This is a genomic window from Enterobacter sp. BNK-18 (assembly GCF_047456135.1).
GTDB classification, from domain to species: domain Bacteria; phylum Pseudomonadota; class Gammaproteobacteria; order Enterobacterales; family Enterobacteriaceae; genus Enterobacter; species Enterobacter ludwigii.
In genome coordinates, this window is record NZ_CP179899.1 from 568,178 (window position 1) to 592,876 (window position 24,699).

At 53.9% G+C, this 24,699-nt stretch carries 24 protein-coding genes; 11 read left to right on the forward strand and 13 right to left on the reverse strand.

The features are described 5' to 3' along the window. Window positions 1-16: 16 nt before the first annotated feature. Both ACMGG3_RS02755 and ACMGG3_RS02760 read right to left on the reverse strand, forming a co-directional pair. Window positions 17-691: a molecular chaperone gene (locus ACMGG3_RS02755; RefSeq protein ID WP_059305587.1), complete on the reverse strand. Its 675-nt coding sequence runs from the start codon at window positions 689-691 to the stop codon at window positions 17-19. A 68-nt stretch (window positions 692-759) separates the two neighbouring features. After that, window positions 760-1,296 (reverse strand): fimbrial protein, encoded by a 537-nt coding sequence (locus ACMGG3_RS02760; protein ID WP_014169244.1) that lies wholly within the window; start codon window positions 1,294-1,296, stop codon window positions 760-762. 256 nt (window positions 1,297-1,552) lie between these two features. Between ACMGG3_RS02760 and ybiB the strand changes: the two genes are divergently transcribed. Then, window positions 1,553-2,515, forward strand: a complete 963-nt coding sequence (ybiB, locus tag ACMGG3_RS02765; RefSeq protein ID WP_032677728.1) for a DNA-binding protein YbiB — start codon at window positions 1,553-1,555, stop codon at window positions 2,513-2,515. Between the two features lie 115 nt (window positions 2,516-2,630). On the opposite strand, the gene ybiJ is transcribed toward ybiB, so the two are convergent. The 3 genes from ybiJ to mcbA all read right to left on the reverse strand — a co-directional run bounded on the left by ybiJ (window position 2,631) and on the right by mcbA (window position 3,826). Then, window positions 2,631-2,891, reverse strand: a complete 261-nt coding sequence (gene ybiJ / locus ACMGG3_RS02770) for a DUF1471 family protein YbiJ (protein WP_020884917.1) — start codon at window positions 2,889-2,891, stop codon at window positions 2,631-2,633. A gap of 285 nt (window positions 2,892-3,176) precedes the next feature. Next, window positions 3,177-3,443 (reverse strand): DksA/TraR family C4-type zinc finger protein, encoded by a 267-nt coding sequence (locus ACMGG3_RS02775; protein WP_414149556.1) that lies wholly within the window; start codon window positions 3,441-3,443, stop codon window positions 3,177-3,179. 116 nt (window positions 3,444-3,559) lie between these two features. Beyond that, a complete protein-coding gene (mcbA, locus tag ACMGG3_RS02780) occupies window positions 3,560-3,826 on the reverse strand; it encodes a DUF1471 family periplasmic protein McbA (RefSeq protein WP_032677729.1) in 267 nt (88 codons plus the stop codon). Between the two features lie 243 nt (window positions 3,827-4,069). Here mcbA and rlmF point away from each other — a divergent pair, with 243 nt between their 5' ends. Further along, complete coding sequence (gene rlmF / locus ACMGG3_RS02785) at window positions 4,070-4,981, forward strand: 23S rRNA (adenine(1618)-N(6))-methyltransferase RlmF (RefSeq protein WP_414149557.1); 912 nt, start codon at window positions 4,070-4,072, stop codon at window positions 4,979-4,981. Between the two features lie 46 nt (window positions 4,982-5,027). Here rlmF and ybiO read toward each other — a convergent pair whose 3' ends face one another. The 6 genes from ybiO to rhtA form a co-directional block, all read right to left on the reverse strand. Then, window positions 5,028-7,238 (reverse strand): mechanosensitive channel protein, encoded by a 2,211-nt coding sequence (gene ybiO, locus ACMGG3_RS02790; RefSeq protein WP_414149558.1) that lies wholly within the window; start codon window positions 7,236-7,238, stop codon window positions 5,028-5,030. Window positions 7,239-7,369: 131 nt separating this feature from the next. Further along, window positions 7,370-8,092 (reverse strand): glutamine ABC transporter ATP-binding protein GlnQ, encoded by a 723-nt coding sequence (gene glnQ / locus ACMGG3_RS02795; RefSeq protein ID WP_014169252.1) that lies wholly within the window; start codon window positions 8,090-8,092, stop codon window positions 7,370-7,372. Further along, complete coding sequence (gene glnP, locus ACMGG3_RS02800; RefSeq protein WP_014169254.1) at window positions 8,089-8,748, reverse strand: glutamine ABC transporter permease GlnP; 660 nt, start codon at window positions 8,746-8,748, stop codon at window positions 8,089-8,091. Before glnP ends, glnQ begins: the two co-directional genes overlap by 4 nt. A gap of 84 nt (window positions 8,749-8,832) precedes the next feature. Next, a complete protein-coding gene (gene glnH / locus ACMGG3_RS02805) occupies window positions 8,833-9,576 on the reverse strand; it encodes a glutamine ABC transporter substrate-binding protein GlnH (protein WP_014883108.1) in 744 nt (247 codons plus the stop codon). 362 nt (window positions 9,577-9,938) lie between these two features. Further along, window positions 9,939-10,442 carry a DNA starvation/stationary phase protection protein Dps gene (gene dps / locus ACMGG3_RS02810; RefSeq protein ID WP_010428924.1) on the reverse strand — a complete coding sequence of 168 codons (504 nt, stop codon included), beginning with the start codon at window positions 10,440-10,442 and terminating at the stop codon, window positions 9,939-9,941. 300 nt (window positions 10,443-10,742) lie between these two features. After that, window positions 10,743-11,630 (reverse strand): threonine/homoserine exporter RhtA, encoded by an 888-nt coding sequence (rhtA, locus tag ACMGG3_RS02815; RefSeq protein WP_020884911.1) that lies wholly within the window; start codon window positions 11,628-11,630, stop codon window positions 10,743-10,745. 354 nt (window positions 11,631-11,984) lie between these two features. Here rhtA and ompX point away from each other — a divergent pair, with 354 nt between their 5' ends. Continuing rightward, on the forward strand, window positions 11,985-12,503 hold the full coding sequence (gene ompX, locus ACMGG3_RS02820) for an outer membrane protein OmpX (protein ID WP_020884910.1): 519 nt from the start codon (window positions 11,985-11,987) through the stop codon (window positions 12,501-12,503). Between the two features lie 95 nt (window positions 12,504-12,598). Here ompX and ACMGG3_RS02825 read toward each other — a convergent pair whose 3' ends face one another. Both ACMGG3_RS02825 and mntS read right to left on the reverse strand, forming a co-directional pair. Beyond that, window positions 12,599-14,182: a phosphoethanolamine transferase gene (locus tag ACMGG3_RS02825; protein ID WP_138613588.1), complete on the reverse strand. Its 1,584-nt coding sequence runs from the start codon at window positions 14,180-14,182 to the stop codon at window positions 12,599-12,601. 283 nt (window positions 14,183-14,465) lie between these two features. Beyond that, a complete protein-coding gene (gene mntS / locus ACMGG3_RS02830; RefSeq protein WP_020884908.1) occupies window positions 14,466-14,597 on the reverse strand; it encodes a manganase accumulation protein MntS in 132 nt (43 codons plus the stop codon). 183 nt (window positions 14,598-14,780) lie between these two features. On the opposite strand from mntS, the gene mntR reads away from it, so the two are divergent. The 8 genes from mntR (at window position 14,781) to ACMGG3_RS02870 (ending at window position 24,689) form a co-directional block, all read left to right on the forward strand. Further along, window positions 14,781-15,254 (forward strand): manganese-binding transcriptional regulator MntR, encoded by a 474-nt coding sequence (gene mntR / locus ACMGG3_RS02835; protein ID WP_014169260.1) that lies wholly within the window; start codon window positions 14,781-14,783, stop codon window positions 15,252-15,254. Beyond that, window positions 15,251-16,360, forward strand: a complete 1,110-nt coding sequence (locus ACMGG3_RS02840) for an anion transporter (RefSeq protein WP_020884907.1) — start codon at window positions 15,251-15,253, stop codon at window positions 16,358-16,360. The genes mntR and ACMGG3_RS02840 overlap by 4 nt, the downstream gene beginning before the upstream one ends. Window positions 16,361-16,461: 101 nt before the next feature. After that, on the forward strand, window positions 16,462-17,556 hold the full coding sequence (locus ACMGG3_RS02845) for an HlyD family secretion protein (protein ID WP_020884906.1): 1,095 nt from the start codon (window positions 16,462-16,464) through the stop codon (window positions 17,554-17,556). Further along, window positions 17,553-19,124: a DHA2 family efflux MFS transporter permease subunit gene (locus ACMGG3_RS02850; protein WP_014169264.1), complete on the forward strand. Its 1,572-nt coding sequence runs from the start codon at window positions 17,553-17,555 to the stop codon at window positions 19,122-19,124. The genes ACMGG3_RS02845 and ACMGG3_RS02850 overlap by 4 nt, the downstream gene beginning before the upstream one ends. Continuing rightward, complete coding sequence (locus ACMGG3_RS02855) at window positions 19,124-20,644, forward strand: efflux transporter outer membrane subunit (protein WP_414149559.1); 1,521 nt, start codon at window positions 19,124-19,126, stop codon at window positions 20,642-20,644. The genes ACMGG3_RS02850 and ACMGG3_RS02855 overlap by 1 nt, the downstream gene beginning before the upstream one ends. 106 nt (window positions 20,645-20,750) lie before the next feature. Next, the gene (locus tag ACMGG3_RS02860; RefSeq protein WP_014169266.1) at window positions 20,751-21,791 is read left to right on the forward strand and encodes an aldo/keto reductase; all 1,041 of its coding nucleotides are present in this window, start codon (window positions 20,751-20,753) and stop codon (window positions 21,789-21,791) included. A gap of 147 nt (window positions 21,792-21,938) precedes the next feature. Then, entirely contained in the window at window positions 21,939-23,315 is a 1,377-nt protein-coding gene (locus tag ACMGG3_RS02865; RefSeq protein WP_063156232.1) for a glycoside hydrolase family 1 protein, read from the forward strand. 51 nt (window positions 23,316-23,366) lie between these two features. Beyond that, on the forward strand, window positions 23,367-24,689 hold the full coding sequence (locus tag ACMGG3_RS02870) for a PTS sugar transporter subunit IIC (protein WP_414149560.1): 1,323 nt from the start codon (window positions 23,367-23,369) through the stop codon (window positions 24,687-24,689). Window positions 24,690-24,699: the final 10 nt, after the last annotated feature.

The window sequence follows — 24,699 nt, forward strand, 5'->3', positions numbered from 1 at the left end:
ATAGCCTGAGTGGGTGTTAATGAACGGATGCCGACCAGGTCTGACTGATGCTGCCGTAATCAGTAATAACGGAGTAGGTGACGGTCGACCCGCTGGCATTATCGGGTAAGGCAAAGTGCGTTTCCGTTTTGGGGACTGCCCAGGTGGCTTTATCCACTTTATGGCCGTTAAGCATCACCGTCTGGAAATTCATATAGAAAGGCGTCGGGTTATTCACAACCAGGTCGTGACCTTCACGATGCCACTGAAGCTTGTCCGCCACAGCCTCGGGTTTGCCAGTTATTGCTGACGGGCGATACAACAATTTAATGCGTGTATTAATGGCAATCTGCAGGGTATTTACCCCTTCGACGTGCTTTGACGAGGGAATAGCTTTGATATTAAGCCAGTAGAGAGACTCACGATCCTCGGGCAAATTTCCGCCGGTACGCACGACACGCAGGACGTTATCCTCTTTTGCATCGAGACGAAACAGCGGTGGGGTGATCAGGAAGGGGGCTTTAGCCGGGTTTTTACCGCCAGAATCAACCCAGGACTGTACCAGATAATCCGTGGCATCTGGGTTTGAAAGACCCAGAGACGACTCCTTTTTGTCGCCCTGATAGACCAGGCGTGTGCCATTAATAACGACACCGGCATGGGAAGTGGCGGCTACCAGTAAAAGAGCACTCAGTAAATAACCGTGGCGCATAAAGGTATCTCAATAAAAGAAGAGATATTAACTCTCAGAACAGAGCTAATATCTCAGGATGGATAATATCAGTTATAAATAACGGTGAAGGTCGACACGGCGTTTGCCAGGCCTGCGGTGATTGCAGCCTGGGTCTGAATATAACGGGCTCCAAATTCCAGGTTATTGACCGCCGTACCGGAGGCTAACGGATATTGCTGAGAGGGCGTATACAGACTCACCGGTTGCTCAGACGCGTCCACCAGTTGAATAGCGACACCTGTTGCAGCATCTACATCCGGCGTTAATGCCAGCGTAGTGTTGTTATCCGGATCCGGCGTGCCGCCGAAGTTAATGGCGGCGGAAGTCACGGTCTCCGGGCAATTCTTTAATTGAATATCAAACTTGGTTAATGTGCTGGTAGATCCAGCCCCGGTAAATACCGTTTTAGAAACTTTGCCTAACTGAACATTTAATGGATTACTTAACCCGTTCACTACCTGACAAGCAGAATCAATAATTTCACCGGTGAAGTTAATCTGACCTTCACCGTTTGTTGCCGCAAATGCGGATGCAGAACATCCTGCCGTTGCGGCGATAAATAAACCTATAGCAACCTTGTTCATAACAAATCCTGGTATGTTTCTGGTGAGAACGTTGCCTGGACGTTTTCACCGTTGACCTTAAATGATTTTCCGTTGGTTATTTAATCAGAAACGGGTGGGGTAAGAATCTTCAACGGCAATCACAAATAATTGAAATAGTGCTTGAGTTTCTTTTTTCGTCATAAAAACAGAAGGATGATCCGGTTCAAAAACACTAACGGCCAGACGTTCTTCAGGGCTATATTGTTAACAAGATGAAGCTGTCAGGAGAGATGTCGTGGATTATCGCAAAATTATCAAAGAGGTAGGACGAGGGAAAAATCATGCCCGCGATCTGGACCATGAAACCGCTCGTGCGCTCTATACGCATATGCTCAACGGTGACGTACCCGACCTTGAAATGGGCGGTATCCTGATAGCGCTGCGTATCAAAGGAGAAGGCGAAGCGGAGATGCGTGGCTTCTACGAAGCAATGCAGGCGCAGACCCTGCGCTTAAACGCGCCAGTGGCAAAACCGATGCCGATTGTGATCCCGAGCTACAACGGGGCACGCAAGCAGGCCAACCTGACGCCGCTGCTCGCTATTTTATTGCACAAGCTGGGCTTCCCGGTGGTGGTGCATGGCGTAAGCGAAGATCCAACCCGCGTGCTGACCGAAACGATTTTCGGCATGCTGGGTATCGAACCCACACGGCATGCCGGCCAGGCACAGGCGAAGCTTGATGGCCATCAGCCGGTTTATATCCCTGTCGGAGCACTCTGCCCCCCGCTGGAGAAGCAGCTTGATATGCGCTGGCGCATGGGCGTGCGTAACAGCGCGCATACGCTGGCGAAACTGGCTACGCCGTTTGGCGAAGACGCGGCGCTGCGTCTTTCCAGCGTCTCTCACCCGGAGTACGTGACGCGCGTGGGGAAATTCTTTGAAGACATAGGCGGCAGGGCCTTGTTGATGCACGGCACGGAAGGCGAGGTGTATGCTAACCCGCAGCGCTGCCCACAGATGATGCTGATTGATTCCGCTGGCACGCGCGCCATTCTCGAGCGAGGGGAAGAGCGTTCCGACGCGATCCTGCCTGACGCAAAAGATCCGCATACCACCGCCCACTGGATTGAGCAGTGCCTGGCCGGAAAGGTTCCGGTACCGCACGCGATCAAGTTGCAGATGGCCTGTTGCCTGCTGGCGACCGGTGAAGTTGAATCCGTAGAGGCAGGGATGGAACGCGTCGGGAAGACGTTTTAAGCCCCAAAAAAAGCCCGTCCAGTGGCGGACGGGCAAGCAAGGGTAACAACAACAGGGTCAATGAGGGTTGGAGCAGCTCACCAGAGGGTATGGCGAGGGTGGAGCATTCAGTCAATTACTTATAGATAACCGCAGTACCGCTCAGTTTGTTATTGGTGTTCGCGGAGGTGATGGTGTATCCGCTTGCACCGGCAGCAGCAGCTTTCTCAGCCAGTTTCGCTTCCAGACCGTCCAGAGTGGTCGCGCCTTCAGCACTTACCACACCGAGTTTGTTCATGCTCTGCGCCTGAGATGGAGAAACAGGTTCTGCAGCAAAAGCGCCGAAAGACAGAGCGGACAGGGCAACAGCAGCAACAGCATATTTGATGGTTTTCATAATTAATCTCTCGCAGGTGATTCTGTTAAGGGGACGATGTTCCGTCGATGTGATAAGTATCACGTTTTTTTATGCGAGAGAAAATCGAAGAGAATTGACGTGGTTGCTCAAAAAAATTGAATGACAAATAACTTATTGAATATTAATAAATTCAGAGGACGACTTTACACTTCTTGTAGCTGCGCTTTACAGACGCGACGAGAAGGGCACATTTTGCTACGCGGTTCGCAAAAAACCGTGAGCGTAAAGGTAACCGCTTGCGCCGTTAACTTCGGTAAAGGAAAGTCAACGTAGCTGGCTGTCTTTCGATCCCCTGCGATTATATCCTGAGCGAGCGCTATTTTTCGAATCTTTCTCCTGCTGGCAGGCGATACATAACCGTACGCCCGGTATGGCTTTGCGCCGCGCTTCCGGGATCACTTCTCCGCACTCTTCACATTCATAGAGACTTTCACCGCGCGGAATTTCACCGCGAGCGCGTGCAACCGCATCTTCAATTGTACTGTTGATTTGTTCGTTAACGGCGTCATCATTCGCCCAACCGGAAGCCATGGTTTACTCCTGGAATCTGTTAAACCCTGTTTTAATATGGGGTGAAAAAACGTGCAGTCAAGGTAGAGAGGAACTGCATCTGTCAGGCAGATGCAGTTTGTTTATAGAAAGAGACGTTATTTATAAATGGTCGCCGTGCCATACATATGGTTATCCCCGCCCGCGGCGTTAACCACGAAACCTTTAGCCCCTTCCTGGCGGGCTTTTTCGGCGAGTTTATTCTGGAGATCGTCAAGGTTACTTGCGCGGCTTACCGAGACGGTGCCCGCAGGCTTAAGCTGGCTGGTGTCTGTATTGTCGGTCAATGACTGTACCGCCATGGCAGAGAATGACGCGGTAGCCAGTGCACCCGCGAGAACAACAAGGGTCAGGTATTTTTTCATAATCACATCCTCATGAGGAAACAACAGGTGATTCCCTTTAAGTTTAGAAGCCTGGCGAGTGTGATTTAGCGCAAAAATTTGATGATGATCTGCTTATTTTTTGAACGATAAAAACTGACGTTTTACTGACAGATCATAGACATAAAGGTGTTTGATTTATGACGGGTTTTTGAGCGTCGCAGAGAAATATTTACCGTTGAGCCTGCAAAGGGTATCTTACGCCGCTGTTTAAAGGAGAAAGCCATGACTTCCCAAAAGCCGGGATTGCACCCACGAAATCGCCATCGTAACCGCTATGACATGAATGCGTTGTGTCAGAGCTGTCCTTCGCTGCAGGACTACATTGTGCAGACACCTGCCGGTGAACCTTCGGTCAACTTTGCCGATCCGCAGGCGGTTAAAATGCTCAATAAAGCCCTGCTGGCACACTATTACGGTGTGGCGCACTGGGATATTCCGGAAGGCTTTCTCTGCCCACCCGTGCCGGGGCGGGCCGATTATCTCCACCATCTTGCCGATCTTCTCGCAGACGATTGCAACGGTGTCATCCCTGAGCAAGCATCCGTGCTTGATATCGGTACCGGGGCGAATCTGATTTATCCGTTGATTGGCGTTCATGAATATCACTGGCGCTTTACCGGCAGTGAAATCGGTAATGAGGCGTTTTCCAGCGCACAGGCGATTATCAACGCCAACCCTGGGTTAAGCCGGTCTGTCCGCTTGCGTCGGCAGAAAGATGCCGCATCGATCTTCAACGGGATTATCCACAAGAACGAAAGCTACGATGCCACCCTGTGTAACCCACCGTTCCATGACTCCGCGTCCACCGCCCGTGCGGGCAGTGAGCGCAAACGCCGCAATCTCGGTCAGGCGGAAGATGCCGCGCTGAACTTTGGGGGGCAGCAACAGGAACTGTGGTGCGAGGGGGGAGAAGTGGCATTCATCCTGCGAATGATTGAGGAAAGTAAAGTATTTGGCCGTCAGGTTAAATGGTTCACGACGCTGGTATCCCGTGGGGATAACCTGCCCCCCCTCTACCGTGCACTGACCGATGTGGGTGCCGTTAACGTGGTGAAAAAAGAGATGGCGCAAGGCCAGAAGCAGAGCCGCTTTATCGCCTGGTCTTTTATGGACGCTAACAAGCGCAGTAAATAACCCACAGGCAGGCCGGGTAAGGCGACGCCGTTACCCGGTCCCCACGCTATAAGGTGGGCTCCTGTGGCGGTGTGGGGGACGCCGGTGAGGGTAATACCTGATAGGTCTGCACCGGCATCCGCACCGCGGCCAGGTCAAAGTGTTTTTTCACCATACTGTCGAGCGCAAAGCGCACCGTCCACTGCTTCAGTGGCTGCGTGGTGAACGACACGCGCAGGGTAAATGCCGTGTTCGTCAGGCCGACAATACCGGCAAACGACGGCTCTCCAATCACCAGCCCGCGAATATCCTCCATCGCCATCATCTCTTCCACGGCGTCCCGTAGCGCCTGTTTCGCTTTATCTGCATCTTCATGACGGTCAACGTCGTAGTTGGCCACTACCGAGCCAATGCCTCGGACAAAGTTAGCGAAGGTGGTTATCGATGACCATGGAATTATGTGGTACGCCCCGGTGTCCTGGCGCACGCCGACGGAGCGAATGGACATGCGCTCTACCGTGCCGGTTAACGGCCCAATCGTGACCAGATCCCCGGTGTTCATCCCGTTCTCAAATTGGATAAAGACGCCGGTGATTATATCCTTCACCAGGGTTTGCGAACCAAAGGAGATAGCCAACCCCAGCGCGCCGGCACCTGCCAGCAGCGGCGCGATGTTCACGCCGATTTCCGAGAGCACAATCATGATGGTAATGGTGCTGATAATAACCGCCAGCGCATTGCGAAACAGCGTCAGCAGGGTGCGGGCACGGGCGCTGGGCAGGGGGCGACCGTGAATGTCGGAGACCAGACGGTTCTCGATAAGGCTCGCCAGCAACGTCCAGCCAACCGCAGAGAAGAAGAGGATCAGCGCGATGCGAATTAAAATATCGACGGTCTTTTCGCCCGCGCCGTTGTGCAGCCAGTTCCAGAAGTCAAACAATCCCCATGCGTTAAGCAACAGCATAATCGCCACGCAGACGGTGAGAATGCGCGCCACTTTCAGTGATACCGAGATCCAGCCGTTGACCCTTTTTTGCAGTTCCGGATAACTGCGCTGCACCTGTGGCGAGAGGGTGAAGGTTTTCGATAGCCAGCGCGACAGCAGGCCAGAGACAAATGCCGCAATGCCAATGATGGCCAGGCTCTTGAACGTCGCCCCCATCATAAATTTCAGGCTGTTGCCCGGGTCGAACAGTGAGAAGAAGCACAACACGATAAAGTAGGCGCTCGCCAGCCAGTGCCACACTAGCGCGAAGGCGCGGATAAAGAGACTGAAAAACGACAGGGAACGATCGGCCAGATGCAGCAAGCTTTGGGTAATGGTCTTTTTGTTATGGAAGATAAGGTACAACGCCCAGACGGTAATGCAGATCATAATCAGCACATTCGCCAGGGCGCCAAACTGCACGTTGACCTGATTGGAGATGATCGGCACGGCAACCAGCAGACCGTAACCAATCAATCCACTGAGCACGCTGAGGCGCAGCGCCCAGTATCTGGCGCTCTCATCCCGAATCGAGAAGGGACGAAGATCCGGTACGTGCGGGCAAAATATCAAACGCAGCAGCGCCTTAAAGAACTCGATCAGCGCAAAGGCGTTGAGGAAGAGCGCCTGCTGGAAAGCGATGGTTTTATTGCCGGCGTTAAGCCTGTCGGCCAGGACCTGGCCTGTAAACAGCGTCAGCGCCAGCAGCAGTAAATCGATGATAAACGCCGACGCTATCATCAGCGGCAGGTGTAACCAGCTGCTTTTCTGCTGGTTCTTCTTGCGCCCCCATTGCCCCATCTTACGGTAGAGCGGCCATGCGCACAGGCGTACCAGCCAGTAAAACAGAAATACAGCGCCCGCCAGCATCAAAAACTGCGTGGCGGCTGTCGTAAACGTATGGGGATTAAACGGTTTATGGGGCGAACCAATCAGGTTGCGATAGAGCTGGGCAAAGCGCGAGGAGAGCTCGCTTCCATAGTGACGGCTCACGTCGGTGACATTTTCCAGCACCGTTTTTTGTTCTTCCACTTGCGGAGGGGTAATTGTCGGCACCGGCTCCAGCGGCGACGTGGCGGCGACTTTTCGCAACTGTCCGATTAACTCCTGCCGGGAGGTATCGTTTTCAAGCACATCGGCAAGGGCACTGTAGGCGGCTTTTTTCTGTTCAACATTCGGCTCTGGGGGCGGTGTCGTTTGCTGTGTGGCGGTCGTGCCGGTGGTGACGCCGGGGATGGAAACGGCGAACGATGGCGCACAAAACAGGCTAAGCAACAGCAAGATCCACGGCACGGCATCCTCCGGTGAAAATAATGAACAAAAAGATAAGTATAGAGGGCGAGGCGCGCGGGAGGATTTTTGGGAACAATCTGGCGTAAAAAAGCCGGGTATGCCCGGCTCAGAATGGCGTAACTGAAGCGCTATCAGGATACGTGCTGCAGGAACTCCTGCAGGCGCTGGCTCGGTGGATTGGCGATCAGCGCTTGTGGGTTACCGTCTTCAGCGATACGGCCCTTATCAATAAAGATCAGGCGGGAAGCCACTTTCTCAGCAAAGCCGATTTCGTGGGTCACGATAACCATCGTCATCCCTTCTTCAGCCAGATCTTGCATGACTTTCAGCACTTCGTGACGCAGTTCCGGGTCAAGCGCCGAGGTTGGCTCATCAAACAGCATCATCTTCGGTTTTACCGCCAGTGCGCGGGCGATAGCCACACGCTGCTGCTGTCCGCCGGACAACTCAGAAGGGTAGTGATGAGCACGTTCCGCGAGGCCGACTTTAGCCAGCAGATCTTTAGCCAGCGTTTCCGCCGCCGCTTTGCTGGCGCCACGTACGCGCAGTGGACCAAACATTACGTTTTCCAGCGCCGTCAGGTGCGGGAACAGGTAGAACTGCTGGAACACCATGCCAGCTTCCTGACGAATCAGACGGTCGTCGACTTTCGGGTCATTCACCTTCAGGCCATCGACAATCAGATCGCCGCTGGTGATCTCTTCCAGCTTGTTGATGCAGCGCAGCAGGGTCGATTTACCGGAGCCGGATGGCCCGATAATTACCACCACTTCACCCTGTTTGATATTCAGATCGATATTGTGCAGCACCTGGGTTGGGCCAAAGTGCTTGGAAACGTTTTTAAATTCAATCACAGGATTTTCATCCTTCTTTCAAGACGACGCAGAACGAAACTCAGAACCAGAGTGATGATCAGGTAGACAACGGCTACCGCACTCCAGATTTCCAGCGCACGGAAGTTGCCCGCAATGATCTCCTGGCCCTGACGGGTCAGCTCAGCAACGCCGATAACGATGAACAGCGACGTATCCTTAATACTGATGATCCACTGGTTCCCCAGCGGTGGCAGCATGCGGCGCAGGGCCAACGGCAGAATGACGTGGCGGATCGTTTCGCGACGAGAAAGGCCTAACGCCAGACCCGCTTCACTGAAACCTTTATGAATCGACAGGACCGCACCACGGGTAATTTCCGCGATATAGGCACCTGAGTTGATCATAATGGTCACGACAGCGGCGCTGAACGGGTCAATGCGCAGGTCGGTGAAAGCCATTGGCAGGGCGAAGTAGATGAACATGACCTGAACGACAATTGGGGTGCCGCGGATCACTTCGATGAAAACCAGTGCGATGTGGTTTGCAATCCAGCCGCCGTAGGTGCGGGCGAAACCGGCGACAAGACCGATAATCAACCCACCAACCAGACCGAGGACCGAAATCCACAGGGTCATTTTAGCGCCTTCAAGCAAGATAGGAATGGCAGGCCAGATGGCGCTCCAGTCAAACTGCATGATAGTTTCCTGTTACTGTTACCGTGTTTCTAAAATAGCAGGGGCGAAAGGTCGCCCCCGAGTGAACGTCATTTTTAAGAATTATTATTTAGGCTCGGTACCGAACCATTTTTTATAGATTTCGTTGTAGGTGCCGTTCTCTTTCAGGGTTTTCAGCGCGCCGTTAACTTTCGTACGCAGGTCGTCGCTGCCTTTCGGGAACGCAATACCGTACTGCTGGGCTTCCAGAGAATCACCGACGGCTTTGAACTTGCCGTTGCCCGCCGTTTTGATGAAGTACAGGATGTTAGGGGTATCGTGCAGCACCGCGTCAGCACGGTTGGTACCCAGCTCCATGTAGGCGTTATCGATGTTCGGGAACTGACGCAGATCTTTGGTTTTGATGTTTGCCTTCGCGTAATCAACAGAACCGGTACCGCCTTTCACCGCGACGACTTTACCGTCGAGGTCTTTCACGCTTTTTACATCGTTATTATCGGCTTTCACCATCACCAGCAGGCCGCTTTTGTAGTAGCCGTCAGAGAAGTCGATCGCTTTTTTACGTTCTTCAGTAATGGTGATACCGGCCAGGGCCAGATCAACGTTTTTCGTTTGCAGTGCCGGGATGATGCCGCTGAAGTCCATTGGCTTCAGGGTGTAATCCAGTTTGAGTTCTTTTGCGATAGCAGCCCACAGATCAACATCAAAGCCAACGTACTTATCACCCTGTTTGAATTCAAACGGAACGAACGCCGTGTCGGTCGCCACAACCAGTTTGTCGGCAGCCTGGGAAGAGACCGCAAAAGCCAGGGTAAGTGCAGCCAGTGAAACTTTTAATACAGACTTCATAGCATTTCCTTTTATATCCACGGGGCGATCCCCTGCGAGAACGAGTGGCACAATGAAAAAATCGTGCCAACTTTGCAAGCTGTTGTTTTACAAAGGGGATGATGTCATTCATTGCACAGAAAACGGGGCAATGAACTTTTATTGCACCAAAATGGAGCACCGTTTTGGTGCGCGTCATTTGGCTCAACAGACGAAGCGTTATTTAGCGTAAATTCTGACGAAAAAACAATCTTCCGTTAACGGTTGTGTGAGGTGATTATTACAATTTTTTCACTTTTGCAGCGTCTCAGGCCAAAAACGTGCACCATAGATGTGCAAAACCCTCACCGGAGGGCGAGGGTTGTATAGGAAATTCTTATGAATTATTCGATGTTGGACTCAATGAACCACAGGAACTGGTCCAGGTCGCGGGAAGCGGCGGTGAAGATATCGGCTGTATCTTCGTCTTTCGCTTCACCGATAGCTTTACGCACATCATTAGCCACTATCGCATAGCGGTCTGCCAGCTCTTTCAGGTGATCCTGAACGGTATGGATATCCAGCGGATAACTTTTCAGTGGCGTCTTGCTGTTAATCACCTGCGTGGTACCCAGTGCCACACCGCCTAACTGTACGGCACGTTCGGCCATGGTATCGAGGTGGGTAACCAGTGCTGTGCGGAAGCCATCCAGCATTTCATGAACGGCAATAAAGTTTGCACCGCGCATATTCCAGTGGGCCTGTTTGGTGATCAGCGAAAGATCGATGAACTGGATCACCTGGCGATTCAGCAACTCAATGGTCGCTTTTTTGTCGCTATCCGATACATCGTTACGGGTATAAAGCAGATTAGACGCTTTCGTTTTCACCAGTTTAGCGGTACTCATAATCTCATATCCTCTTGATGTTTGTGTCCCAGGTAATTGCGGGATTAAGTATAGCACCGGATTTTTTCCCTGCGGGGAGGCTCTGCCTATCAGTTTAATAGTGAGAAGGACGTTGTGTTTACAATGGTATGAAATTAAAGGGATTATTTAAAATTGATGCAGATCAATCCTAATTCAGGAAAACGTTATCGACAGCGGGGGAAATATTTCACGAAGAGTGCAAAGTATGTAAAAAAATATTTTAAACGGGGAACTGGCCTTTATTCTGCATGGCTATAAAGCCACGCAGAATATAGGGCGCTAATTGAGGTCAATTTTCTCAACTTTAGGTTCCGGGCGCATCGTTAGCGTTGAGCCCATTGAGGCGGCGATAATCGAACACAGGGCCAGCGTCTGGGTGAAGGTCAGGGTTTCCCCGAGGAAAACCATCCCTGACAGGGCGGCGAGTGCGGGCTCCATGCTCATCAGCGTGCCGAAAATGCGCGTCGGCAGGCGCGTAAGGGCTATCATCTCTAAAGAGTAGGGGAGTGCTGTGGAAAGAATGGCGACCGCCAGCCCGATGGGCATGACTGACCATTGCCAGATGGACTCGGTGGCCTGAGCCATACCCACCGGCACAAAGATGATAGCGGCAATCAATGAACCGATTGCCACCGTCGCCGGGCCATGCTCTTCCCCGGCGCGCTGTCCGGTCACTATATAGATAGCCCAGCAGGCACCCGCCCCCAGAGCCAGCGCCGCGCCCGTGAGATCAATCTCTGAGACGCTCTGACCCAGCGGCAGCAGGAACCACAGGCCAAGAACGGCTAAAATTACCCAGATAAAGTCAACGGGACGACGGGACGAGAAAAGCGCTACCGCCAGCGGGCCAGTAAACTCCAGTGCCACGGCAATCCCCAACGGAATTGTCTGGATGGAGAGATAGAACATGTAGTTCATCGCTCCCAGGGACAGCCCGTAAAAAAGCAGCGGTAAGCGTTGTTCTTTTTTAAAGCGTAAACGCCAGGGTTTGAAAATCACCACCAGGATCGCGGTTCCGAGGGCAATACGCAGGGCCGTGACCCCAGGCGCACCGACCAGCGGAAAGAGGGATTTGGCCAGCGAGGCACCGCTTTGAATGGACAACATGGCGATGAGTATGACGACAACCGGCAACCAGACCGACGACGAGCGGGATAACCCAGGCATCCTTTCTCCTGTCAACTTATGTCAAATGAAGTAAAGGTTGCAGTGTAAAGGAAATAAGCTGCAACGGTTGAGAGACCGTTGAAAAAAAAACGTGTAAATTCCGTAAAATGGTTAAGCGCTGGTGGATTTATCGCCTGTCAGATTAGGAATAATCTGGATGAATGTAACGGCGCAGGCGCGCAGTATGAGCGTTTTATAGCGAAAATTGTATGTGATTTGAATGAGATAGCTGACGCTGGAAACGTTCTGTTACAGGAAAGGTTCAGTTAGACATCACGAATCACAAAGAGTTTCGCAAATTTTTTTGATATATTTAAAACTTACGGACTTACTTGAAGCACATTTGAGGTGGTTATGAAAAAAATTGCATGTCTTTCAGCACTGGCCGCTGTACTGGCTGTTTCCGCAGGTACCGCTGTAGCTGCTACTTCTACTGTAACTGGTGGTTACGCTCAGAGCGATATGCAGGGCGTGATGAACAAAGCTAACGGTTTCAACCTGAAGTATCGTTACGAGCAGGATAACAACCCACTGGGCGTGATCGGTTCTTTCACCTACACCGAGAAAGATCGTTCTGAAAACGGCGCATACAACAAAGGCCAGTACTACGGCATCACCGCTGGTCCAGCTTACCGTCTGAACGACTGGGCAAGCATCTACGGTGTTGTAGGTGTTGGCTACGGTAAATTCCAGCAGACCGAAAACCAGGGTCTGAACCGCACTGCAAGCAACAGCGACTACGGCTTCTCCTATGGCGCGGGTCTGCAGTTCAACCCAATCCAGGACGTCGCTCTGGACTTCTCTTATGAGCAGAGCCGTATCCGCAACGTTGACGTTGGCACCTGGATCGCGGGCGTAGGTTACCGCTTCTAATCACTTCGGTGAGCCAGTAAAAAATCCGCCCAATGTGGCGGATTTTTTTTTACGTTAACCCCTCGCCTGCAGGAGAGGGTAGCAGATTGCCCGGATTATTTACTCTTAATATCGAAGATATCGGTTCCCAGATGGTTATAGTCAACTTTCTGTAACTTGAAGTTGGTAACGTAAACTGGGGGAGCCTTCTTGTTAGAGACAAACGGGTACGCATTTTTTATCTGCTGTGCCGAAATCCCCGTCCACTGCGAGAAGAAGGTCAGGAAATCATTGGCCGAACGCCGCGCTTGAATAATGCGATGCGTTTTATCATCACTCGACACAACCATAAACGGTACCTGGAAGTTCTGCTGGAACTTGTCGTCGTGCGCCAGATACTGCACCTCTTTACCGCGCTCTTTAAACGCCAGCCCGTGATCCGAGAAGTAGACCATCGAGAAACTGTCACCCGTATTGCGTAACTGATCGTACAGTTTGCTCAGCAGGTCGTCGGTTTGCGTCATGGTGTAGAGATAGCATGAGGTCTCTTTGGATTGCACAAACTCTGCGTATTTACCGCCGGTCCGATCGCAGGCCTGCGGGTGAGACCCCATCAGGTGCAGAACAATCAGCTGCGGCTGGGTACGCGGAGAGGCAAAGACCTGCGCCGTCATTTTCAGCAACGCTTCATCTTTCGTGTTCTTGTCCGCTTCAAAATCACCGTTCTTCAGGAACTGCACTTCGTCGGCGCGTCTGGCGATACTGGCAATGGCCGTATCGTATTCGCCAATTTGCCCCTGATTGGAGAACCACCAGGTCTGGAAACCTGCGCGGTTCGCCAGGGTAACAAAGTTATCCTGAAACTGGGGTTTGTCGTCGACCACCCGGTTTAGCGTCAGGCCGAGAGATTTCTGCGTTGAGCCGCTGGCCGCAACATAATCGGTAAACAGGGTGCCTTTGACCGAACTGGCGAACGGCGTGTTGTCCCAGTGTCCGCCAAATGCTCCCATGGCGTCGCGACGTGCACTTTCACCAATCACCACCACATAGGTGTGATATTTGGGCTTCACGGCCAGCACGTTCCAGGTGTCTTTCATATTTGAAAGCTCAGCCATACGTGCCTGTTCGTCGAGCACCTCTTTATTGTTAACGACGACGTCTTTCACAAATCGGAACACCGGATAGCCGGTATCCTTCAGCTTGAACACCCCACCCCAGGCCAGGTTTTGTACTGGTGCGACAAAGAACGCCACCACGCTGAACGCCAGGCACAGGTGCTCAATTTTTCCCCACGTTTTTTTCTCTTCCGCTTTACGGCGAACGGCTATCACGCCAAGGGCAAAGATAAAGAGGCCGACCACGTAGCTGTACCAGGGGAAGATCGTCAGGATCTCTGTCGACTCTTCCATATTGGTCGAGTGCAGCGCCAGCAGGGTATTAAAGTTCGGCGAGCCGTAAGCCTGACCAAACGGGAAATAGAGTGCAGCGACCAGAGAACAGATCCCGACTAACGTTTTTTGCGCGAGCGGAGTCGTTCGCCACAGCACATGCAATATGCAGGTAAAGGCCACGGCATAGAGCAGGCTAAAGGGATAGCCAAGCGCAAAGTTAATCAGTAATGACTGCAAAAAGTAAAATCCCGTCCACGGGCTTAAGGCCCGGCTACGGGTAACAACGGTGTCTATCAGGGTTAAATTCATAGGTCACTATCATGGATAAAAACGCCATGTGCTCACCCTGGCGTCAAGGGTCATAACCTGCCTGACAGTGCGTGGAGAGGGAATGAGGGTCCGCTTCAGCGAGCCGCAAATTGTGCAGGGCTGCAAGAAGATAGTGCGAGCGCTAAATAATAGCAACAGTTGCTAAGCAGATGTTTTGCGAAGGGGATTGCAAATCCGTAAAAAAGATCGGGAATAGGGCGGCTGAAAGCCAGTGTACAGAGAGTTTGTGACGGAAAAATGAAGCGGCGTACCGCAACGCCGCTTAGTGGGAAGGTTTGTCGTCCTGATGCGGGGGTTTGTTGTTAAACATATCGCACAGCATGTTCAACAGCATCAGGCGTACTTTAAAGGGAGAGTGGGTAAACACGTTCATACACCTCTTGAATTCGTTCATGAGACCTCCTGATTTTTGATCCCTTCGATCCGTGAAGGGTGACTGCATTACATACAGATATAGCACAGGCTATATTGTATAGCTATGGCTATTTCGTTAATTTTTTGTGCTTGTAGAGGGATGGTTTACAATGTGCGCTCTCGATACCGGGCGCTGGAAGCGTCACCCCACTGAGGAAGTACAATGAACCGTCGCGCAGGTAAGCCAACAATCAGAAAAACGACGCAACTGGTGAATGTTGAAGAACATGTCGAAGGTTTTCGCCAGGTACGTGAAGCGCACCGTCGTGAGCTGATTGATGACTATGTTGAACTGATTTCCGATTTGATTCGCGAGGTCGGGGAGGCGCGCCAGGTGGATATGGCTGCACGGCTGGGCGTTTCCCAACCGACAGTGGCAAAAATGTTAAAACGTCTGGCCTCCGTGGGCCTGATTGAAATGATCCCCTGGCGCGGCGTCTTTCTGACGCCGGAAGGGGAGAAACTCGCCCAGGAGAGTCGCGAGCGCCACCAGCTCGTCGAAAACTTCTTACTGGTGCTGGGCGTAAGCCCGGAAATTGCCCGCCGGGACGCGGAAGGAATGGAACACCACGTCAGCGAAGAGACGCTGGTTAAGTTTCGCGAATTTACCCTTAAATATGGTCCCTCCGCTGAATGAACATCCCCGGACTGCAGGCCCTGGCACGCGATCGTTTCTTCCATCTCTTATTCATCATTGGCGCAGTACTGAGCATCTTTGTGCCGTTTGCGCCACACACCTGGCCTGCGGTGATTGACTGGCGCACCATCATTACCCTCAGTGGCCTGATGATGCTCACCAAAGGGGTAGAGTTGAGCGGCTATTTTGACGTCCTGGGACGTAAAATGGTGCGCCGCTTTGCCACTGAACGCCGTCTGGCGCTGTTTATGGTGTTCTCCGCTGCGGTGCTGTCGACGTTTCTGACCAACGACGTGGCGCTGTTTATCATCGTGCCACTCACGCTCACGTTGCGTAAGCTCTGCGAGATCCCGGTTAGCCGGCTGATCATCTTCGAGGCGCTGGCCGTTAACGCCGGTTCGCTTCTGACCCCTATCGGCAACCCACAAAATATTCTCCTGTGGGGACGCTCCGGGCTGTCGTTTGCCGCTTTTACCTGGCAGATGGCTCCGCTGGCGCTGGTGATGATGGTGTCGCTGCTGGCGGTCTGCTGGTTCGCGTTCCCGGTTAAAAAACTGCAGTACCACAGCGGTACCACGGGCCCGCAGTGGCAGCCGCGTCTGGTGTGGAGTTGTCTGGCGCTGTACATCGTTTTCCTGTTCGCGCTGGAACTGAAGTATGAACTGGCGGGCGTGCTGCTCGTCGCCGCCGGTTTTTTATTCCTGGCGCGGCGCGTGCTGATCAGCGTGGACTGGACGTTATTGCTGGTCTTTATGGTGATGTTTATTGATGTGCATCTGCTTATCCAGCTTCCGGTACTGCAACACGTTCTGCACAGCGTCAGTGGCCTGTCGCAGCCGGGATTGTGGCTCACGGCGATTGGTCTGTCACAGTTCATCAGCAACGTGCCTTCCACCATTTTACTCCTCAACTACGTTCCCCCTGACACGCTGCTGGCATGGGCGGTGAATATCGGCGGGTTTGGGCTGCTGCCCGGTTCGCTTGCTAACCTGATTGCCCTGCGTATGGCTAACGATCGTCGTATCTGGTGGCGTTTCCATGTCTGGTCGATCCCGATGCTGATTTGGGCCGCGGCGATCGGTTTCGGAATTTTCCTTCTCATATAGTGCGCAATTTGTCAGTTTTTCCTGGCAAACGTATAGCAACGTCCTAGCTTTAGTGAACGGCATAGTGTGATGCCGCTCACTGACAGGACTGTTGCTGACCTATGGCTGAAGATCAAAACCTGCCTGCTGACGAGCAGGAAAATAACACTAAACAGCGTAAGCGCCCGGGCAAAAAACCGTTAATCATCCTTGGCATTGTCGTGGTGGTGATGGTTATCGTGGCGCTGGTCTGGTGGTTTTTAACCCGTAACGAAGAGACCACTGACGACGCCTTTACCGACGGTGATGTGGTGACGATTGCCCCGAAAACGGCAGGCTATGTCACCGAGCTGCGTGTGCGCGATAACCAGCGGGTGAAAAAGGGTGACCTGCTGGTGGTTATCGATCCGCGTGATACCACTGCCCAGCGCGATCAGGCGCAGGCCCAGCTTGGGCTGGCGATAGCCCAGCTGCATCAGGCTCAGGCGCAGCTGGCGCTGTCAAAAGTCCAGTATCCCGCTCAGCGTGATGAAGCCAAAGCGCAGGTGATTAAAGCGCAGGCCGATCTGGCCAATGCGCAGGCGGAGTATCGCCGCCAGCGAGGCGTTGACCCGCGAGCGACCACCCAGCAAAGTATTGATACCGCCAATGCCCAGCTGCGCAGTGCCCAGGCGGGCCTGGCAAGTGCGCAGGCGCAGCTTGAAGTGGCGGAGCAGGTACAGCTGCAGATCCGCCAGCAGGAAACCAATGTGGAAGCGCGTCAGCGCCAGGTCGATCAGGCCAAAGCGCAGCTGGAAACCGCGACGCTGAACCTCTCTTACACCGAAGTCCGCGCCCCGTTTGACGGTTTTGTCACTAAACGCAACGTCCAGCCCGGCACCCTGGTGCAGGCGGGTACCGCGCTGTTTTCACTGGTCTCTCCGAATGTGTGGGTGGTAGCGAACTTTAAAGAGTCGCAGCTCGAACGCATGAAGCCGGGCGATAAGGTCGAGGTGTCCGTAGATGCCTGGCCGGATATGGCGCTCGAAGGCCATGTCGACAGTATTCAACAGGGCAGCGGCTCGCGTTTCTCCGCCTTCCCGTCGGAAAACGCTACCGGTAACTTTGTCAAAATCGTTCAGCGCGTGCCGGTGAAGATCGTGATTGATAAAGGGCTGGATCCCAACAAACCGCTGCCGCTTGGGCTGTCGGTTGCACCGAAGGTGACAGTGGAATGACGGATCACAGCCACGACAACTGGCGACCCGCCAGTAATCCGTGGGCGGTGGCGATTGTGGTCACGCTGGCGGTGTTTATGGAGATCCTCGACACCACTATCGTTAACGTGGCGCTCCCGCATGTGGCCGGGTCGCTCTCGTCCAGCTACGACGAATCCACCTGGGTATTGACCAGCTACCTGGTGGCAAACGGCATAGTGCTGCCGATATCGGCTTTCCTGAGCCGGGTTTTTGGCCGCAAGCAGTTCTTCCTCATCTGCATCGTGATGTTCACCGTCTGTTCGTTCCTGTGCGGGATCGCCACCGAGCTGTGGCAAATCATTCTCTTTCGCGTAATGCAGGGCTTTTTCGGCGGGGGGCTGCAGCCCACGCAGCAGTCGGTGCTGCTCGACTACTTTAAACCCGAGGACCGGGGTAAAGCGTTTGGCCTGTCGTCAATCGCCATCATCGTTGCGCCGGTACTTGGCCCGACGCTGGGCGGCTGGATCACCGATAACTACTCCTGGCGCTGGGTTTTCTTCATCAACATTCCGGTGGGGATTGTAACGGTGCTGGCGATCTACCAGCTGCTGGAAGACCCGCCATGGGAAAGCAAATCGAAAGAGAAGCTGTCTATCGACTGGACGGGGATTGGCCTGATCGCGCTGGGGCTAGGCTGCCTGCAGGTGATGCTCGACCGGGGAGAAGATGAGGACTGGTTTTATTCGAACTTTATTCGCACCTTCGCCGTGCTGACGCTCATCGGCATTATTGGTGCGATTTACTGGCTGGTGTATGCAAAAAAACCGGTGGTAGATCTGCACTGCATGAAAGATCGCAACTTCGCCATCTCCAGCCTGTTGATGGCGGGCATGGCGATGATTCTGTACGGCAGTTCGGTGGTGATTCCGCAGCTTGCACAGCAGGATCTGGGCTACACCGCCACCTGGTCCGGGCTGGTGCTTTCGCCGGGCGCCGTGTTGATCGTATTGACTATCCCGCTGGTGCTGAAGCTGATGCCGGTGGTGCAGACGCGCTGGATTATCGCTTTTGGTTTTACCTGCCTGGCGGTGTCGTTCTTCTGGTCACGTACGCTGACCCCGGACATCGATTTCGAAACGCTGGTGCTGTTCCGCAGTGCGCAGTCGATAGGGCTTGGATTCCTGTTTGTTCCTCTCACCACCATTGCTTTTATTTCGATACCGAGGCGGCTGAACGCCGATGCGGCGGCGCTGTTTACCATGTTCCGCAACGTGGCGGGCTCAATTGGCATCTCGCTTTCTACGGCGGCCATTACCGAACGTTCCCAGGCGCACAGCGCGCATCTGGCCTATCACGCGTCACCGTTTAATGAACAGTTCCAGCTGGCGATACGCGAAAGTGCGCAGGCGATCCAGAACTTCACCACTCAGGTCGGGGACCCTACCGGTATCGCCACCGGGCGCATGTACCAGACCATGATCGAGCAGTCGCGCTTCCTGGCGTATATCGACGTGTTCACCATTCTGAGCGTGGTAGCCATGTTACTGATTCCGTTTTGTTTGTTGCTCTCGCCGGTTAAGAGCGAGGGGAGTGCAGGAGCACATTGATGATACACAGACGTTTAACCCCCCTGATAATCATGCTGCTGGCAGGCTGCGCCGTGGGGCCGGATTACCAGCCGCCGGCGTCGCAGACCCCGACACACTGGAACGACCCGGGTGACAGCGGCGTGAAGTCAAAAACGGCCTCGACGGCAACCAACCCACGCTGGTGGAAAACCTTCGGTTCACCGCAGCTGGACAGCCTGATAGAGCGCGCGATCGCGGGGAATTTATCCCTGCAGCAGACGGTGTTGCGTATTGCCGGGGCGCGCGAACAGATTAACCAGGCGGGTGGGGCGTTTTACCCTTCCGTAAACGGTAATCTGCAGGCCACGCGCCAGCAGCTTGGGCTGGAGGGAGAGCTGAAATCCCACGGCGTGTACGACCAGCTTGATAACGTGGATCCTGAACTCAGGGGAGCGCTAGGACCGCTGACGCAGCCAATCAATCTTTACCAGGGGAGCTTCGATGCGCAGTGGGAAATCGACCTGTGGGGCAAGGTGCGCCGACAGGTAGAGGCTGCCGAAGCGCAGCAGAAAGCGGCGATAGAGCAGCGTAACGACGCGCTGGTGTCGCTGGAGGCGGAAGTGGCGCGCGCATGGCTGCAGCTGCGGGGGGCGCAGAGCATTATCGCCACGCTGAACACCCAGATTAAGAGCGCGCAACAAACCCTGGAACTCACCGAAAGCCGCCAGCGGGGCGGGCTGTCACCGCAGATGGACGTTGAAAACGCGCGTGCCCAGTTGGGGAACCTCGAAGCGCAGCTTCCTCAGTATCAGGCCCAGGCACGGCAGGCAATGAATGGTCTCGCGATTTTACTCGGCAAGCCGCCGGGGGCGCTGGATGCGGAGCTGCAGTCGGCGCAGCCGATGCCCGCCCTGCCGGATATCGTACAAACGGGTATCCCCTCTACGCTGGCCCGTCGTCGTCCTGACGTGCGCGAGGCGGAAGCCAACCTCCACGCCGCCACGGCGCAAATTGGCGTTTCCGTGGCGCAGCTGTTCCCAAGCTTTACCCTCTCCGGGCAGTTTGGTCTGCGAAACAGCGAAACCAACTGGCTGACGGACTGGAGCAGCCACTTCTACAGCTTCGGCCCGCAGGTCTCGATACCGATTTTCCAGGGCGGAAGACTGGTCTCGAGCGTGAAGGTGGCGCGTGCGCAGCAGGGCGTGGCAGTGCTCGACTACCGCCAGACGGTGCTCACCGCGCTCGGGGACGTAGAGAATGCGCTGGTGAGCTACCGCACCGATCAGCAGCGTGAAGCCGGCCTTGCCAAAACCATCGATGCGTTGCAAAACGCGTTCGATTTGGCAAGCAACAGCTACCGGCAGGGGATCGCCAGCTTTATTGACGTGCTGGATGCCCAGCGGCAGCTGGCGCAGGCGCAGCAGCAACGCGCGCAGGCGCAGGTGCAGAGCGCTCTCGATCTGGTGGCGCTCTACAAAGCGCTGGGCGGCGGCTGGGAGCCGTATCAGCAGGTGCAATTACCGGATTACAAGGTCTTTGGTGAGGCTCCGCGCGGATAAGATTCAGAGGATTGGGCAAGAAACGGACAGGAACACCACATTCGCGATGGCTATGGGGCGGGTATAACTATCGGGTACCCATCGAACGACATGCGAGGATTATCTTATGCGTTATCAAAAACTGGGCAATACCGGTCTGTTTGTGTCTGAACTGTGCCTTGGCACCATGACCTTCGGCGGAGAAGGCGGCATGTGGGGCAAGATTGGTCAGCTGCAGCAAAGTGAAGCCGAGCAGCTGGTGGGCCGTGCACTGGATGCCGGAATTAATTTCATCGATACCGCGGATGTGTATTCGGAAGGGCGCTCGGAGGAGATCACCGGCCAGGCGCTGAAGAACCTGAAAATTCCGCGCGAAAACGTGGTGGTTGCCACCAAAGTGTTTGGCGAAACGGGCACGGCCGGGGTGAACTCCCGCGGCAGTTCGCGCTATCACATCATCAGTAGCGTCAAAGAGAGCCTGCGCCGTCTGCAGCTCGATCATATCGATCTGTATCAGCTCCACGGTTTTGACCCGGCAACCCCTGTCGAAGAGATGCTCTACGCGCTGGATAACCTGGTGCAGCATGGGCACGTGCGTTATATCGGCGTCTCTAACTGGGCGGCGTGGCAGATTGCCAAAGCGCTGGGCATTTCCGAACGCCTTGGACTGGCGCGTTTTGCTTCGCTGCAGGCGTATTACACCATCGCCGGGCGCGATCTGGAGCGTGAACTGATACCGATGATGCAGAGTGAAGGCGTCGGGTTGATGGTCTGGAGCCCACTGGCAGGTGGTCTGCTTAGCGGAAAATATGGCCGTGACGGGCAGAGTGAATCCGGCGGTCGCCGCCTGGAATTTGACTTCCCGCCGGTGAATAAAGAGCGTGCTTTCGATTGCGTGGATGTGATGCGCACCCTGGCCGAGCGCAAAGGTGTCTCTGTGGCGCAAATTGCGCTGGCGTGGTTGCTGCATCAGAAGGCCGTAACCAGCGTCATTATTGGTGCCAAACGTGTCGACCAGCTGGACGACAACATTGCCGCCACCGGGATCCGTTTAAGCGAAGACGAGCTTAAACAGCTTGATGCCGTCAGCGCGCTGCCGCGTGAATACCCGGGCTGGATGCTGGAGCGGCAGGGTGAATATCGTCGTCATCAGCTCGCACAACAATAACCGTCCTTCCCCCCGGTCTCGCTTCGCTGACCGGGTTTTTTTCCCGCCTTGCTCACAAAAAACGATCCTCCTCTTTGATTGATTTTTCGTCTTCGCCTATATGACTAGTCATGAAATTTTAAATGACTAGTCATATAGGGAGCGATCATGAATCAATTTCTGCCAGCCAATTTTTTATGGGGCAATTCCGTATCCAGTATGCAGACGGAAGGGGCCTGGAATGAGGGAGGAAAGGGAATGTCGGTATATGACATTCGCGAAGCCGGGGAGAACGTTTCTGACTGGAAAGTCGCGACCGATTCCTACCACCGCTATCGGGAAGATTTCGACCTGATGCAGGATCTGGGCATGAACTGCTACCGCTTTCAGATCGCATGGAGCCGCGTATGTCCACAGGGCGACGGTAACTTCAACGATGAAGGCATCGCCTTTTATGACCGCTTTATTAACGATTTAATTGCCCGCGGCATTGAGCCGATGATCTGCCTCTACCACTTCGATATGCCGCTGGCGCTGGCGCAGGAGTACAACGGTTTTAACGATCGCCGTGTGATGGACGCGTTTATCCGCTACGGCAAAAAAATGATCGACTGTTACGGCGACCGGGTGAAGTACTGGCTGACGTTTAACGAGCAGAACATCTTCCACATGCCGGAAGCCTTCCGGATCTCGGGCTATATGAAAGGCGAGAAAACCCTGCGCGAGCTGTATGAACTGCAGCACCACACCATGGTCGCGCATATGACCCTGACCGAATACCTGCACCAGACCCGTCCGGGCCAGCTGATGGGCGGTATGCTGGCGCACCAGCTGGTCTATCCGGCGACCTGTAAACCGCGTGATATCTTCTGCGCCCAGCAGTATGACGAATTCCTCAACCAGAACCTGCTGCGCGTCTTTGCCGGCCAGGGTTACAGCCCGGCGGTGATGGCGGTCGTTGAACAGCAAGGTTTTGCGGATATCTACCGCGCTGAGGATCTTGCGCTGCTGGCGCGTACCAAAAACGACTATATGGCCTTCAGCTACTACGCCAGTAAAACCCTCGACAGCGATGCGATCCCCGAAGGAACGCCGGTCAACGATTACCTTCTGCACGGTGATAAAAATAACCCGTACCTGAAAGCGACCGAATGGAACTGGCAGATTGATCCGCTGGGCTTTCGCACCATCATCACCCGCTATTACAACGACTGGCGTATGCCAGTATTCCCGATTGAAAACGGTATTGGGGTGATCGAGTCCTGGGACGGTGTGAATCCGATTGAAGATACCTACCGTATTGACTACCACCGGGCGCATATCGAGGCGATGAAACAAGCCATGTTTGAGGATGGCGCAGAGGTGATCGGTTACCTCGGCTGGGGCTTAATCGACATTCTGAGTTCACAGGGAGACATGCGTAAGCGTTACGGCGTGGTCTATGTGAACCGTGAAAACCACGACCTGAAAGACTTAAAGCGCGTACCGAAGAAGAGCTACGCATGGTTGAAACAGGTTATCCATACCAACGGACGCGAGATGTAAGCCGTACGCTGCCGGGCCGTTTTTGTGACTGATTGAAGGGAAATATCCGCTATGTCTAAAACAAAAATAACACCGCATATGCAGTCTTTTGTCGACAGATTTGTTGAGTTCTCGGCGCGCCTGGCAAACCAGGTGCACCTGCGTTCCCTGCGCGATGCCTTCGCCACGGTCATGCCCATTTTCATCCTTGCTGGTCTGGCGGTGCTGGTGAATAACGTGGTATTTCCATGGATTTTTGAAGGCGACACGCTGGCGCATTTTAAGGTGTGGGGCGAGGCGATTATTAACGGTACGCTGAATATCGCCGCGCTGTTGCTGGCACCGATGATTGCCTGGTCGCTGGCACGCAACAAAGACTTCGACAACCCGGTCTCGGCAGTGGTTATCGCCATCAGCAGTTTTATCATTATGATGCCGATGCGCTTACAGCTTACGCCCGTCGGCAGCGACGCCACGGTGAACGTCACGCAGGTGCTGACGTTCTCCAATATTGGCTCAACCGGCATTTTTGCCGGGGTGCTGATTGGTCTGCTCTCAACGGAAGTGTTTATCGCCATTTCTCGTCTGAAAGCGCTGCACATTTCTTTAGGTGAAAATGTACCGCCGGCGGTCAGTAAATCGTTTACCGCGCTGATCCCGACGATCCTGACGCTTTCCCTGTTTGCCATACTGGCCGCGCTTCTGGCGAACGTGTTGCACACGGATCTCATCCATCTGATCACCACTTTTATTCAGCAGCCGCTGCGCCTGATCAATACCAGCCTGCCGGGCACGATTTTTATCTATAGCTTTGGTAACTTCCTGTTCACGCTTGGGATCCATCAGTCAGTGGTTAACAGCGTGGTGCTGGAGCCGTTTCTGCTGATCAACACCAACGAGAATATGCTGGCCTTTGCCAACGGTCAGCCTGTCCCACATATCATCAATAATATCTTTGTACCGACCTTTGGTATGGTGGGGGGCACCGGCAGCACGATTTCCCTGTTGATTGCCATTTTCGTCTTCTCAAGGCAAAAATCGGCGAAACAGGTGGCCCGTTTGTCGCTGGCGCCGGGTCTGTTTAACATCAACGAGCCGGTCATTTTTGGCCTGCCGATTGTGTTCAACCTGCCGCTGATGATCCCCTTTGTGCTGCTACCTGCCATAGGTATCTGGTTTGCGTGGTTCTGTACTACCCTGGGGTTAATGTCGCGCTGTGTGGTTATGATCCCGTGGACAACTCCGCCCATTCTGAGCGCCTGGCTGGCAACGGCAGGGGACTGGCGCGCCGTGGTCGTGCAGTTGGCAATCATTGTATTTGGTGTATTCTTCTACCTGCCTTTCCTCAAAATTGCCGAGAGAGTGGCATTAAAAAACAGCGGGACAGAAAACTAACAGAAAGGAA